This window comes from Citrobacter sp. MGH110 (genome assembly GCF_001037515.1).
GTDB lineage: Bacteria > Pseudomonadota > Gammaproteobacteria > Enterobacterales > Enterobacteriaceae > Citrobacter > Citrobacter portucalensis.
In genome coordinates this window covers 266,227-281,096 of the sequence record NZ_KQ089830.1, presented here as the reverse complement: position 1 = coordinate 281,096, position 14,870 = coordinate 266,227, and the positions used below count along the sequence as shown (strand labels likewise).

General features: G+C 50.9%; 12 protein-coding genes. 4 read left to right on the top strand and 8 right to left on the bottom strand.

The window, feature by feature from the left end; genetic code table 11:
- Positions 1-2 precede the first annotated feature (2 nt).
- From nuoC to lrhA, 4 genes are all read right to left on the bottom strand, one after another.
- Positions 3-1,805, bottom strand: coding sequence for an NADH-quinone oxidoreductase subunit C/D (nuoC, locus tag SK38_RS01300; RefSeq protein ID WP_003834757.1), 1,803 nt, complete (start codon positions 1,803-1,805; stop codon positions 3-5).
- Between the two features lie 85 nt (positions 1,806-1,890).
- Positions 1,891-2,553 (bottom strand): NADH-quinone oxidoreductase subunit NuoB, encoded by a 663-nt coding sequence (gene nuoB, locus SK38_RS01295; RefSeq protein ID WP_003028075.1) that lies wholly within the window; start codon positions 2,551-2,553, stop codon positions 1,891-1,893.
- A gap of 15 nt (positions 2,554-2,568) precedes the next feature.
- Positions 2,569-3,012 (bottom strand): NADH-quinone oxidoreductase subunit NuoA, encoded by a 444-nt coding sequence (gene nuoA / locus SK38_RS01290; protein ID WP_003028077.1) that lies wholly within the window; start codon positions 3,010-3,012, stop codon positions 2,569-2,571.
- A gap of 627 nt (positions 3,013-3,639) precedes the next feature.
- The gene (gene lrhA / locus SK38_RS01285; RefSeq protein ID WP_003834760.1) at positions 3,640-4,578 is read right to left on the bottom strand and encodes a transcriptional regulator LrhA; all 939 of its coding nucleotides are present in this window, start codon (positions 4,576-4,578) and stop codon (positions 3,640-3,642) included.
- Between the two features lie 926 nt (positions 4,579-5,504).
- On the opposite strand from lrhA, the gene alaA reads away from it, so the two are divergent.
- Positions 5,505-6,722 (top strand): alanine transaminase AlaA, encoded by a 1,218-nt coding sequence (gene alaA, locus SK38_RS01280; RefSeq protein WP_003028082.1) that lies wholly within the window; start codon positions 5,505-5,507, stop codon positions 6,720-6,722.
- 83 nt (positions 6,723-6,805) lie between these two features.
- The gene (yfbR, locus tag SK38_RS01275) at positions 6,806-7,405 is read left to right on the top strand and encodes a 5'-deoxynucleotidase (protein ID WP_003028083.1); all 600 of its coding nucleotides are present in this window, start codon (positions 6,806-6,808) and stop codon (positions 7,403-7,405) included.
- Positions 7,406-7,468: 63 nt separating this feature from the next.
- On the opposite strand, the gene SK38_RS01270 is transcribed toward yfbR, so the two are convergent.
- From SK38_RS01270 to yfbV, 4 genes are all read right to left on the bottom strand, one after another.
- A complete protein-coding gene (locus SK38_RS01270; RefSeq protein ID WP_032944084.1) occupies positions 7,469-9,301 on the bottom strand; it encodes an SLC13 family permease in 1,833 nt (610 codons plus the stop codon).
- Positions 9,302-9,378: 77 nt separating this feature from the next.
- Positions 9,379-10,056, bottom strand: a complete 678-nt coding sequence (locus SK38_RS01265; protein WP_008785348.1) for a sugar phosphatase — start codon at positions 10,054-10,056, stop codon at positions 9,379-9,381.
- Positions 10,049-10,543: a YfbU family protein gene (locus SK38_RS01260; RefSeq protein WP_003028086.1), complete on the bottom strand. Its 495-nt coding sequence runs from the start codon at positions 10,541-10,543 to the stop codon at positions 10,049-10,051. Before SK38_RS01260 ends, SK38_RS01265 begins: the two co-directional genes overlap by 8 nt.
- Before the next feature lie 83 nt (positions 10,544-10,626).
- Positions 10,627-11,082, bottom strand: coding sequence for a terminus macrodomain insulation protein YfbV (gene yfbV / locus SK38_RS01255; RefSeq protein WP_003028087.1), 456 nt, complete (start codon positions 11,080-11,082; stop codon positions 10,627-10,629).
- 341 nt (positions 11,083-11,423) lie between these two features.
- On the opposite strand from yfbV, the gene ackA reads away from it, so the two are divergent.
- Positions 11,424-12,626 carry an acetate kinase gene (ackA, locus tag SK38_RS01250; protein ID WP_003834770.1) on the top strand — a complete coding sequence of 401 codons (1,203 nt, stop codon included), beginning with the start codon at positions 11,424-11,426 and terminating at the stop codon, positions 12,624-12,626.
- A 75-nt stretch (positions 12,627-12,701) separates the two neighbouring features.
- The gene (gene pta, locus SK38_RS01245; protein WP_008785351.1) at positions 12,702-14,846 is read left to right on the top strand and encodes a phosphate acetyltransferase; all 2,145 of its coding nucleotides are present in this window, start codon (positions 12,702-12,704) and stop codon (positions 14,844-14,846) included.
- Positions 14,847-14,870: the final 24 nt, after the last annotated feature.

Below are 14,870 nucleotides of genomic sequence, written 5' to 3'. Positions count from 1 at the left end.
AATTAGCGGTCCACATCTGACATAACAAAATCGATACTACCCAGATGGACGATTAAGTCGGACACCAGGCTGCCACGTACCGCTACCGGGATCTGCTGCAGGTGCGCATAGCTCGGGGTACGGATACGGGTACGGTAACTCATGGTGCTGCCATCGCTGGTCAGGTAGTAACTGTTGATACCCTTGGTCGCTTCCACCATCTGGAAGGACTCGTTTGCCGGCATAACCGGACCCCACGAAACCTGCAGGAAGTGGGTGATAAGGGTTTCGATATGTTGCAGCGTGCGCTCTTTCGGCGGCGGCGTCGTCAGCGGGTGATCCGCTTTGAACGGGCCTTCCGGCATGTTATTGAGGCACTGCTCAAGGATGCGCAGACTCTGGCGCAGCTCTTCAACTTTCAGCATCACGCGGGTATAGCAGTCAGAAACGCCGCCGCCAACCGGGACTTCAAAGTCAAAGTTTTCGTAGCCAGAGTACGGACGCGCTTTACGCACGTCGAAATCAATACCGGTCGCGCGCAGCGCAGCACCAGTACAACCCCAGTCCAGCGCTTCTTTCTTACCGTAAGCGGCAACGCCCTGCGAACGGCCTTTCAGGATGGTGTTACGCAGTGCGGCTTTCTCGTAAGAATCCAGACGTTTTGGCATCCAGTCGAGGAAGTCACGCAGCAGCTTGTCCCAACCGCGCGGCAGATCGTGTGCCACACCGCCGATACGGAACCAGGCCGGGTGCATACGGAAACCGGTGATCGCTTCCACCACGTCATAGATTTTCTGACGGTCGGTAAAGGCGAAGAATACCGGGGTCATCGCGCCGACGTCCTGAATGAACGTGGAGATGTACAGCAGGTGGCTGTTGATACGGAACAGTTCGGACAACATCACGCGAATCACGTTGACGCGATCCGGCGTGGTGATACCAGCCAGCTTCTCAACGGCCAGTACGTAAGGCATTTCGTTTACGCAGCCGCCGAGGTACTCAATACGGTCGGTGTACGGAATGTAGCTGTGCCAGGACTGACGTTCACCCATCTTTTCAGCGCCACGGTGGTGGTAGCCGATGTCAGGTACGCAGTCGACGATTTCTTCGCCATCAAGCTGCAGCACAATACGGAAAGCACCGTGAGAAGACGGGTGGTTAGGACCGAGGTTGAGGAACATGAAGTCCTCATTTTCGGTGCTACGCTTCATACCCCAATCTTCAGGTTTGAAGGTCAGCGCTTCCATTTCCAGATCCTGTTTGGCTTTAGTCAGCTCAAACGGATCAAATTCGGTCGCACGCGCCGGGTAGTCTTTACGCAGCGGATGACCTTCCCAGGTATGCGGCATCAGCAGACGCGTCAGGTGCGGGTGACCTTCGATATCGATGCCAAACATTTCCCAGGTTTCACGCTCATACCAGTTGGCGTTCGGGAACAGTTTGGTGAAAGTCGGTACGCGCAGATCGTTTTCAGACAAAGCCACCTTGAGCATGATATCGCGATTGCGTTCAATGGAGATCAGGTGATAGAAAACGGAAAAATCCGCGGCAGGTAACCCTTCGCGGTGCGTACGCAGACGTTCGTCCATGCCGTGTAAGTCAAACAGCATGACGTAAGGTTTCGGCAGTCTCTTTAAGAAATCGCCAACTTCCAGTAATTGTTCACGCTTGACCCAAACAACGGGTACCCCGGTGCGAGTCGCCTGAACGGTAAAGGCATCCGGCCCAAAACGGTTGCGCAGTTCGCCAATGACCGGGTCATCAAGGTGATCCCGTGTTTGCCATACGGCGTCTTGCGCGGTTAAGTCGGTCATATTGTTCACCATTGCAAATGGTCCGTGGTGGTCGGCAGTGCTTCGCGCTATTTATGTAGTGATAAGCGAAGGAAGTGCTGCTGCCGACAGGCGCAAATTAAATCTCGTCTGGTGTACGAAGATTCGTTACAGCAATACGTTCGCCGCGTTTACGCTCGCGTTCTGACTGCATATTGGCGCGATAAACGCCCTGATCGCCAACCACCCAGGAGAGCGGGCGGCGTTCTTTGCCAATGGAATCTTGCAGCAGCATCAGAGCCTGCATATACGCTTCTGGGCGCGGCGGACATCCCGGGATGTACACATCGACCGGAATAAATTTATCAACGCCCTGCACCACAGAATAGATGTCGTACATACCGCCGGAGTTGGCGCATGCGCCCATGGAAATAACCCATTTCGGTTCCAGCATCTGATCGTAGAGGCGCTGAATAACTGGTGCCATTTTGGTAAAGCAGGTTCCGGCTACGACCATCAGGTCAGCCTGACGCGGCGATGCACGCAGTACTTCCGCACCAAAACGGGCCACATCGTGCACGGCGGTAAACGAGGTCACCATCTCAACGTAGCAGCAGGAAAGGCCAAAGTTATATGGCCAAATTGAGTTTTTACGGCCCCAGTTAACCATGTCATGCAGTTTGCCCATGAACACGTTTTTGTTAACTTCTTGTTCCAGGGGGTCGGTTACGATCTCCTGTTTTTGCAGGGGGTAACGGTCGTTCTCACCGTTAGGATCTATGCGGGTGAGCGTATAATCCATCTTAATGCCTCGCGGTTAGCGTTGACGATTAGCGATACTGTTCGTTTCCGGGTTCATACGCTCGCGGCGTGAACGCGCGGGCGTCCAGTCCAGCGCGCCAATACGCACCAGATAAACCAGACCTGCCAGTAACACAAAAATAAAAATTGCAGCTTCCACAAAGCCAATCCAACCGCTTTCACGGATAGAAGTTGACCATGCGAACAGATACAGCGCTTCAACGTCGAAGATAACGAAGAACATGGCTACCAGATAAAACTTGGCAGACAGGCGCAGGCGGGCGGTGCCGACCGAGTCGATACCTGATTCAAACGGCACGTTTTTAGATCTCGCGCGTGCGCGACCCCCTAAAAACCAGCCGCCGACGAGCATCAGGCAGCACAGGCCAATGGCAACGATAAGAAAGATAGCGAATGCCCAGTGATGAGCGATGATTTCAGTGGATGTTGACATACTCATTGCTTACTCATCAAAAGTAGCGCCAAATTCTCTGCTCTTTTCGGCAGATGAACGCCACATCGATTCATGGGGAGGAATAAAAAAAACCTTACAATCACTGTGAAAAATCATTTTATACAGCTAATTGATGGGGTTTTTTACTCCTTTCTATAACCTTTTGTCAACTTTAACAAAAGTTTCCTCACATTATTTTACACTATTCCAACTTCATTAACATAAAGTGCTCTTTAGACCCATTTCGATTGCATCATCGGTCATTTTTAATGTTGTTGAATCGTGTCCGTAGTGAAGTAAAAAAGATAATACACGTCTATTTTGACAGGAATTCACCCAGATGCCTCCCCCTAAATGGGAGTATTTTCTTGATCTGTGACACGCTTTTGTTAATTCACCATAAAAAACAGCAACAATTTCTCTAGTTTTTTAACATGGAAACATTTAGCAACTCAGCTGATTATTTTTCATCCTATTGTCAGTCTGTTTTTTTACCTGCTGATTTTGTTAAGTTTTAGTATATGAATGAACAGAAAGCAGTAATATTTGCATAAAAAAAGAGCCGCTGGATGTTTTTTCATCATCAGTGGCTCTTTTTTACACTTACATTTTAAAACGTTTTTTTGTGACGCTTTACTCAAAGTCGCCTTCAACAATCAGCGAGTCATCTCCCCCTTCAGGGGTAAACTGATTGTATTGCCAAGGATTTTGATATGTCTGCATCGACTTAAAGATAACCTGAGCTAATTCATTTTGCGTGGCCGGATCGCTGCACAGCAGATACTCGGTATCAGGCAGAGGTGGCAATCCGTCTGCCGCACCCAGTACGCGTAAATCCGGGCTCATCATTTCGACAGGACGGGCAGTAACGCCCAGCCCTGCTTTTACCGCCGCGCGGACCGCAGGCAATGTTGAAGCGACATAAGCCAGACGCCACGGGATCTGTGCTGCATTCAACGTCGCCAGCACGATATCGCGAAACGGGCTGGGATCGTCCAGCAGAACTAACGGCACCGGTTCCCCTTTTTGCAGGATATATTCGGCTGCGCAATACCAGTGCGTCGGTGAAGTCCGCAAATTCAAGCACTCAAAATCGCCAGGTCGGTTAGTGGTGACCACTAAATCCACTTCTTGCGACTTAAGCATCTCCACCATGTAGGCGTTGCGTTTCACTCTGACATCCAGTGCAAGTTTCGGATAAACCGAACTTATACGGTTAAGCAGAAAAGGGAGTATGGTATCGGCGGATTCATCAGAAGCACCGATAGTTAACACCCCCTGAAGATTGTTAAACATCAATGATGAGCATGCCTCATCATTAAATCGCAGTATTTTCCTGGCGTAACCCAACAGCTGGATACCATGCTCGGTCAGCAGTTTGTTGCGTCCATGGCGCGCGAACAACTCTTTCCCCACAAGTTGTTCAAGACGCTGCATTTGCTGACTTACCGCAGACTGAGTTCGACATACCGCAGCTGCCGCAGCCGCAAAGGTATTCAGGTCGGCAACAGCAACAAAGGTTCTCAGCAGATCGAGGTCGAGGTTAATTATCGGACGATTTGCATTTATCATAGTTTTTCACTTACTCGCGGGTCATACCGGGTTAATGCTGTGCATTCAGAATCAAACAACTCCATTTGTAATGTGCCTCCCTTCAGTTTCGCTTAGTGTAACCAAGTGAAAATAAGGATGTATTTGGTTTAACAAACGAAACAATTCTCTTTCTGAGCTATTTTAATACCCGTGATATTCATCGGAATATAGCAACGAGAAAGAGCCGTATTTTTAGCTGCTGGATGATTCTGACTAATGGGAAACATGTAAATTTTGTAAATTTAAAAAATAGTTAACGAACAATAATTTACACATTAAAAACTAACTTTTCAGGATGTTAGGAACAACCAACAAACATTTGAATTATCGTAAAATTCGTACTACACACCATTTCATAGGAGTTATCTTAACCTAAAACCACTATATTTATAAGTGTTATCGCGAATAATTCCGGGCAAATTGGTGTTATGTCAGTGCAACGGTTTTCGTATTATTGGCCCACTCAATTTGATGTCGTTTAAATAATAAATAATAATTAATTAAGAATCTCTCAATTCATTAATTATGCTTAACAATGGATTCACACCGCATCACGCAGGGATCAGACCGATAACAGATTTCGCAGGCCAAACCTCAGTATTTTCGAATTACGCCATTCAGCTGAGATCTCAGCTACTTTTTCTTTACAGGCCTAACTTTTTTTGACCAGACAAATCACCATACCCACGCTAACAAATCAAAATATAAAACACAAAAAACACAACAATCCAGATTATTACTCTACAAAAATCACATTATTTAGTTATTAACAGTGAATTATAATCTTCCTGCTTTCCAAAATCTTCTACTAAAGACCCTTCAAAACTCACCGTCGTGGGAGTACATTGTGCTGGGCTGACTTCCACGGCAGGGAGTGGCATTCACAGCTAAAAAGGTCAACGTTCATGTCCCCCATTGAAAAATCCAGCAAATTAGAAAACGTCTGTTATGACATTCGCGGCCCGGTTCTGAAGGAAGCAAAGCGCCTGGAAGAAGAAGGCAACAAAGTTCTGAAACTGAACATCGGCAACCCTGCGCCTTTCGGGTTTGAAGCGCCAGATGAAATTTTGGTGGATGTGATCCGCAATTTGCCAACTGCGCAAGGATATTGCGATTCCAAAGGCCTTTATTCAGCCCGCAAAGCAATCATGCAGCATTACCAGGCCCGTGGGATGCGCGACGTAACCGTGGAAGATATTTATATCGGTAACGGCGTATCTGAATTGATTGTGCAGGCCATGCAGGCATTGCTAAACAGTGGGGACGAAATGCTGGTTCCTGCACCTGATTATCCACTGTGGACGGCGGCGGTTTCGCTCTCTGGTGGTAATGCCGTGCACTACCTGTGTGACGAATCGTCAGACTGGTTCCCGGACCTGGATGATATCCGCGCCAAAATTACGCCGCGTACCCGTGGGATCGTCATCATCAACCCAAACAACCCTACTGGCGCGGTGTATTCTAAAGAGCTGCTGATGGAGATTGTTGAGATTGCCCGCCAAAACAATCTCATCATCTTTGCGGACGAGATTTACGACAAAATTCTTTACGATGACGCCGAGCACCACTCGATTGCGGCAATGGCCCCTGACCTGCTGACTATTACCTTTAACGGCCTGTCAAAAACCTATCGTGTTGCCGGTTTCCGCCAGGGCTGGATGGTACTGAACGGACCGAAGAAACATGCCAAAGGGTATATCGAAGGCCTTGAGATGCTGGCTTCTATGCGCCTGTGTGCCAACGTTCCGGCACAACATGCCATTCAGACCGCACTGGGTGGATATCAGAGCATCAGCGAATTCATCATGCCAGGCGGACGTCTGTATGAGCAACGTAACCGCGCCTGGGAACTGCTTAATGACATCCCCGGCGTCTCTTGCGTAAAACCGCGCGGTGCGCTGTATATGTTCCCGAAAATTGATGCTAAACGCTTTAATATTCATGACGACCAGAAGATGGTACTCGACTTCCTGTTGCAGGAAAAAGTACTGCTGGTCCAGGGGACGGCATTCAACTGGCCGTGGCCGGATCATTTCCGCATCGTCACGCTACCGCGTATTGACGATATCGAAATGTCGCTGAGTAAATTTGAGCGTTTCCTGTCAGGGTATCGCCAGCTGTAACCACGCAAAGTGCTGCCGGGTTTGCATCCGGTAGCACTCTCTGCGCAAAATACCGTTACTGAAGTCACTGAGTAAGGGTCGTTATGAAGCAGAGCCACTTTTTTGCCCACCTCTCCCGTCTGAAACTCATTAACCGCTGGCCGCTGATGCGCAACGTGCGCACCGAAAACGTGTCCGAACACAGTCTGCAGGTTGCCATGGTTGCCCATGCGCTGGCCGCAATTAAAAACCGTAAATTTGGTGGTCAGGTTAATGCTGAGCGTATTGCCCTGCTGGCGATGTATCACGATGCGTCAGAGGTATTAACCGGCGACCTCCCTACCCCAGTGAAATATTTCAACTCTCAGATTGCTCAGGAATATAAAGCGATAGAGAAAATTGCCCAACAAAAACTGGTCGATATGGTTCCCGATGAGCTGCGCGATATTTTTGCGCCGCTCATTGATGAACATGCCTTAAGTGAAGAAGAGAGGTCGATTGTTAAACAGGCAGATGCCCTGTGCGCGTATCTGAAGTGCCTGGAAGAACTCTCTGCCGGTAACAACGAATTTTTGCTGGCGAAAACACGTCTGGAAAAAACGCTGGAGTCACGACGCAGCGAAGAGATGGACTACTTTATGGACGTGTTCGTCCCGAGTTTTCACCTCTCATTAGATGAAATCAGTCAGGATTCTCCATTGTAAGTTTGCGGCGACATTGCCTTTGTAGGCCGGATGAGGCGTTAGCCGCCATCCGGCACATAAAAATCAAAACGGAAACAGCATCGGGATCATCACCACGCACACCACCATCACAATAATGGTAAACGGCACGCCAATTTTTACGAAATCGCTAAAGCTGTAGTTACCCGGCCCGAGTACCAGTGTGTTTACCGGTGAAGAAACTGGCGTCATAAAGGCTGCGGAAGCCGCCATCGCAATCACCATCGCAAAAGGATACGGCGAAACGCCCATCGACTTTGCTGCCGCCAGCGCAATCGGCGCCATCAGTACCGCCGTCGCAGTGTTAGAGATAAATAACCCAATGGTCGCGCACAGCACGAACAGGCAGCCCAGCATCATATACGGGCCGTACCCTCCACCAACGTCCATTAGCCCTTTAACCACCAGATCAACACCGCCCGTTTTCTGTAATGCCAGCGCAAAGGGCATCATTCCGACAATCAAAATAATACTTGGCCAGTGAATGGCTTTATAGGCGCTTTCGGCATCGATGCAGCGGAATTTTCCCATCAGCAAACAGGCGATAATCGCGGCAACCGTATTAGGGATTTCATCGGTGAGCATTAACGCGACCATCAGCACCAGACAGAAAATCGCATGCGGCGCCTGGCTGTGCGCCGGAGAAGCTTCACTGACTTCCACGGGCATATTCAGCACCACGAAATCGCGCCCTTTTTGCCCCAACAAAGTGATGAGTTTCCAGTTACCCACTACCAGAATGATATCGCCCATCAGCAGTGGTTCATCCACCACCGCTCCGGCCAGTGCCGTACCATCACGCTTCAGTCCGACGACATTCAGGCCATAACGCGTACGAAAAGCGATTTCCCGTACCGTTTTGCCGATCAATTCCGATTCAGGGATCAATGAAATCTCGGCCATACCCACGTCAAGCGCCTGCTCGGAGAAGTATTCACCGCGCAGCACCATCGGCTCCAACAGTTGCTCGCTGCAAAATTCACGCAGGTCGACGTCGGCCGCTGACATATCGATCAGCAACACGTCACGGGCACGGAACTCAGAAACCCCGTTAACATCGACAATCACGCGGCGAAAACGCCGCCAGCGTTCAACACCAATCACGTTTGCCCCGTAGCGCTCACGCAATTTCAGGTCATCCAGACGTTGGCCAATCATGGGAGAACCCGGGCGAATCGCCAGGCGGCGGGCACGCCCTGTCAGGCGATATTCTTTGATCAGATCGCGAAAGGTCCGGCGCTTCCAGCCGTCTCCCGGCTGCCCGGAGTCTTCACCTTTCAGCATAAAACGCATCACCAGCATATAAATTATGCCGAGTACCAACACCACCAGTCCCAGTGGGGTTACGCTAAAAAAGCTAAAACCGTTAAGTCCTTCACGTAACAATTCACTGTTGACGACCAGGTTCGGCGGCGTTGCCACCAGCGTCATCATGCCGCTTATCAATCCGGCAAAGCTCAACGGCATCATCAGCCGTGAGGGGGAGATTTGCATGCGCATGGAAACGCTTAAGACAACCGGAATAAAGATGGCGACCACACCGGTCGAACTCATGAAGGCACCGAGTCCGGCTACGGTTATCATCAGCAACACCAGCATTTTGACTTCACTGCTGCCGGCGACCTTCACCAGCCAGGCACCCATTACCGTCGCCACGCCGGTACGCACCAGGCCGTCGCCGATAATGAATAAAGCCGCTATCAAAATAACGTTAGGATCGCTGAACCCGGAAAAAGCCTCTGTGATGCTCAATGTTCCGCTCAGAACAAAGGCAATAATGACCAGCAAAGCGACCGCGTCCATACGCACTCTGCCAGTTGCAAACAAGACGACGGCAATCGCCAGCAATGAGAGAACCCATATCAATTCACCGTTCACAACATATCCTTGTTAAATGAGAGGGATGGACTGATTCTGCCATAAAAAAGCCCCAACAATCTGGGGCTAAATCATGATCAGGTATTTCTTATAACGACCACATTTCCGTTGGGTTGTTTGGTCACAGAAATATGTTCCAGACTGGTCAGCGAAAAATCAACTTCGTCCAGACGCGGCGTATCCGCTGGCGCGTTAACCGCGATGACATGACACCCAGCAGCCAGTCCTGAGAGCACCCCGGCGGGGGCATCTTCCACGACTGCACATTCCTGCGGTGCCAGGCCCAGAAGCTGAGCACCTAACAGATACGCGTCTGGCTCTGGTTTCCCTCTTTTTACCCGCTCGGCGGTGACAAACACTTCAGGAGCAGGAAGCCCGGCAACACGATGACGCGCACGTGCGACTGGCATAGAACCGGAGGTCACAATCGCCCATGGAATACCTGCTTTATTGAGATGGTTGAGTAAATCAACTGCCCCCGGCAGCGCGGTGATCCCGGCGGTTTCCGTCGCTTCGATCTGCTCCAGACGGGTAAATTCCGCGGCGATCTCTGCCTCAGACTTGCCCACCATAAAGTGTCGCAGGGAGGTAATGGCCTGCTTACCATGAATAAAGCCGAGTACCTCGGCGTGATCGAGGCCGAAGCGATCGGCCCAGTTGCACCACGCACGCTCTACTGCGGGTAAGGAATCGACCAACGTTCCATCCAGATCAAACAGAAAACCTTTGCACTGCACGCTCGCCCCCTCAGGCATTAATGATTTGGTTAATTTCATTCGCGCTCAGGTGATACTGACGCGGGCAAGAGTGCCAAACATTCAGCATACGCTGATATTTTTCCCACATTGGGGTCTGGGCGTTGAAGCCATGCGTACCCGCATCAAAGTGGGTGTAACGACCTTCCACATTGACCATAAAACGAACGTACCCGAGGAAACGGGCTTCCGTTGCGGCGTCAAAACCGAGGAAGGTCACGCGACGCTCATCAATAGCCTGCGCATCCTTAAGATTAGTCCAGGACACATGTAATGCGTGATACATCTCCATAATATCGATAATCGTACGACAGGTTTCTTCCGTCAGTTCACCAAACTCACGATCCAGCTCACGCATCTGCAAGCCGTAACCGCGTTCAATAATCGTCTGCAAACGACGATAACGCTCGGCGTTAGTTGGATCGAGCATAGTCATCATTTTGTACTGATTCGACAAAATCAGACGTTGAGCGTTGGTCATTTCCATTTGGGACTCCTGTATCACTACTACTGCGATGAAAAAAAAGAAGGCATCTTGTGCCTTCTTTTATATGCGTAATCAGGGGTCAATTACAAATCATCAAGGAAAGTTTTATCCAGTTGTTTGAAGGCGCGCTTAAGCGTGTCAGCCAGCGCCTGGTAATCCGGCTTTCCTTCTACCGGAGAGAGCGCCTGCCCAGCTTCTTGCAATTTACCCCGAACTTCGTAGAACCAATTGAGAATTGAAGGCGGCAGCGGCGTTACAGAACGTTTTCCCAGCCACCACATCCCCTGCATCGGCAGGCTAAGCGCAAACAGCGCAGTCGCCACGGCCGGGCCCAACTGCCCCCCTAACGCAATTTGCCAACATAAGGTGAAGACGGCGATAGGCGGCATAAAACGAATCGCGTAACGCGTCATGCGGATCACGCGGTTCTCAACAAACACGGGCGCAAGGCGCTTTTCCATTGGCCACGTCTTTGCATAGTGCTGCCCCCGGCGAAACAAGCTGAAAAAATTGACGGAGCGATTATCCGGTGTCGACATGGCGGTTACCTCAACTTCACATATAAAAATTAAAAAATTTGTGCAAAACAACAACTACAAGGGACATCGTTCAAAACATTTTGTCTTTGATACCCACATTCAGGTATCCTGTGCCGGCCTGTAAAAGGCCTGTAGTCCAAAATCATTGAGTCGTCAAATTGGCATACATTATGCCATTGCCTGAAAAATACGCAAAATGACATAGACTCAAAGGTATTTATTCCATCGTGCCCAAAAAGACTATGGCGCATGATGTTAATCATAAACGTCGGTGTCATCATGCGCTACGCTCTATGACTCCCTGACGTTTTTTTAGCCACGTATCATAAATAGGTACTTCCATGTCGAGTAAGTTAGTACTGGTTCTGAACTGCGGTAGCTCCTCACTGAAATTTGCCATCATCGATGCAGTAAACGGTGAAGAATACCTCTCTGGTTTAGCCGAATGTTTCCATCTCCCAGAAGCACGTATCAAGTGGAAAATGGACGGCGGTAAACAAGAAGCGGCTTTAGGTGCAGGCGCCGCTCACAGTGAAGCGCTGAACTTTATCGTTAACACTATTCTGGCACAAAAACCAGAATTGTCTGCGCAATTGACCGCTATTGGTCACCGTATCGTACACGGCGGCGAGAAGTACACCAGCTCCGTGGTTATCGATGATTCCGTTATTCAGGGCATCAAAGATTCTGCCTCTTTCGCACCGCTGCATAACCCGGCTCACCTGATCGGTATCGCAGAAGCGCTGAAATCCTTCCCTAATCTGAAAGACAAAAACGTGGCTGTATTCGACACCGCGTTCCATCAGACTATGCCGGAAGAGTCTTACCTCTATGCTCTGCCGTACAGCCTGTACAAAGAACATGGCGTTCGTCGTTACGGCGCGCACGGTACCAGCCACTTCTTCGTCACTCAGGAAGCGGCAAAAGTGCTGAACAAACCGGTTGAAGAGCTGAACATCATCACTTGCCACCTGGGCAATGGCGGTTCTGTATCTGCTATCCGTAACGGTAAATGTGTTGATACCTCCATGGGTCTGACCCCGCTGGAAGGTCTGGTGATGGGTACGCGTTCCGGTGACATCGATCCGGCGATCATCTTCCACCTGCACGATACCCTGGGCATGAGCGTTGACCAGATCAACAAAATGCTGACCAAAGAGTCCGGCCTGCTGGGTCTGACCGAAGTCACCAGCGACTGCCGTTATGTTGAAGATAACTACGCTACTAAAGAAGACGCTAAACGTGCAATGGACGTTTACTGCCACCGTCTGGCGAAATACATCGGTTCTTACACTGCGCTGATGGATGGTCGTCTGGATGCAGTTGTCTTCACCGGTGGTATCGGTGAAAACGCAGCGATGGTTCGTGAACTGTCTCTGGGCAAACTGGGCGTTCTGGGCTTTGAAGTTGACCACGAACGTAACCTGGCCGCACGTTTCGGCAAATCTGGTTTCATCAACAAAGAAGGTACCCGTCCTGCGCTGGTTATCCCAACCAACGAAGAACTGGTTATCGCGCAAGACGCGAGCCGTCTGACTGCCTGATTTCACACCGCCAGCCTAGCTGGCGGTGCTGTTTTGTAACCCGTCTAAATTGGCGGTAACGAAAGAGGATAAACCGTGTCCCGTATTATTATGCTGATCCCTACCGGAACCAGCGTCGGCCTGACCAGCGTCAGCCTTGGCGTGATCCGCGCAATGGAACGCAAAGGCGTTCGTCTGAGCGTCTTTAAGCCGATCGCTCAACCGCGTGCCGGTGGCGATGCGCCAGACCAGACTACCAGCATCGTCCGTGCTAACTCTTCTCTGCCAGCCGCTGAGCCGCTGAAGATGAGCCACGTTGAATCTTTACTGTCCAGCAATCAGAAAGATGTGCTGATGGAAGAGATCATCGCGAACTACCACGCGAACACCAAAGACGCTGAAGTTGTACTGGTTGAAGGCCTGGTCCCAACCCGTAAACATCAGTTCGCGCAGTCTCTGAACTACGAAATCGCGAAAACGCTGAACGCGGAAATCGTCTTCGTTATGTCTCAGGGTACCGACACCCCGGAACAGCTGAACGAGCGTATTGAACTGACTCGCAGCAGCTTCGGCGGCGCGAAAAACACCAACATCACCGGCGTAATCGTTAACAAACTGAACGCACCGGTTGATGAGCAGGGCCGTACTCGCCCGGATCTGTCCGAGATTTTCGACGACTCTTCCAAAGCGAAAGTGATCAAAGTTGATCCGGCTAAACTGCAAGAATCCAGTCCGCTGCCGGTTCTGGGCGCGGTGCCATGGAGCTTCGATCTGATCGCTACCCGTGCAATCGATATGGCGCGTCACCTGAACGCCACCATCGTTAACGAAGGCGATATCAACACCCGTCGCGTGAAGTCTGTGACGTTCTGCGCACGCAGCATTCCGCACATGCTGGAGCACTTCCGCGCAGGTTCTCTGCTGGTGACTTCTGCCGACCGTCCTGACGTGCTGGTTGCAGCATGTCTGGCTGCTATGAACGGCGTAGAAATCGGTGCTCTGCTGCTGACTGGCGGCTACGAAATGGACGCGCGCATCACTAAACTGTGCGAACGTGCATTTGAAACTGGCCTGCCGGTATTCATGGTAAACACCAACACCTGGCAGACCTCTCTGAGCCTGCAGAGCTTCAACCTGGAAGTTCCGGTTGACGATCACGAGCGCATTGAGAAAGTTCAGGAATACGTTGCTAACTACATCAACGCTGACTGGATTGAATCCCTGACTGCAACCTCTGAGCGTAGCCGTCGTCTGTCTCCGCCAGCGTTCCGTTATCAGTTGACCGAGCTGGCGCGCAAAGCGGGCAAACGCGTTGTTCTGCCGGAAGGCGACGAACCGCGTACCGTTAAAGCGGCAGCCATCTGTGCTGAACGTGGTATCGCAACCTGCGTACTGCTGGGTAACCCGGATGAGATCACCCGCGTTGCAGCCTCTCAGGGCGTTGAACTGGGCGCTGGCGTAGAAATCGTTGATCCAGATGTGGTTCGCGAAAGCTACGTTGCTCGCCTGGTCGAACTGCGTAAAAACAAAGGTATGACCGAAACCGTTGCCCGCGAACAGCTGGAAGACAACGTGGTTCTCGGTACCCTGATGCTGGAACAGGACGATGTTGACGGTCTGGTTTCTGGTGCAGTACACACCACCGCGAACACCATCCGTCCGCCGCTGCAGCTGATCAAAACTGCACCGGGTAGCTCTCTGGTGTCTTCCGTGTTCTTCATGCTGCTGCCGGATCAGGTTTACGTTTACGGCGACTGCGCGATCAACCCGGATCCGACTGCAGAGCAGCTGGCAGAAATCGCGATTCAGTCCGCTGATTCCGCAATTGCCTTCGGTATCGAACCGCGCGTAGCGATGCTCTCCTACTCCACCGGTACTTCTGGTGCAGGTAGTGACGTAGAGAAAGTTCGCGAAGCAACCCGTCTGGCACAGGAAAAACGTCCTGACCTGATGATCGACGGTCCGCTGCAGTACGACGCCGCTGTTATGGCTGACGTAGCGAAATCCAAAGCGCCGAACTCTCCGGTTGCAGGTCGCGCTACCGTGTTCATCTTCCCGGATCTGAACACCGGTAACACCACTTACAAAGCGGTACAGCGTTCTGCCGACCTGATCTCCATCGGGCCAATGCTGCAGGGTATGCGCAAGCCGGTGAACGACCTGTCTCGTGGCGCGCTGGTAGACGATATCGTCTACACCATCGCACTGACCGCGATCCAGTCTTCCCAGCAGCAGCAGTAATCTGCCGAGTGTGCCGGATCTCTT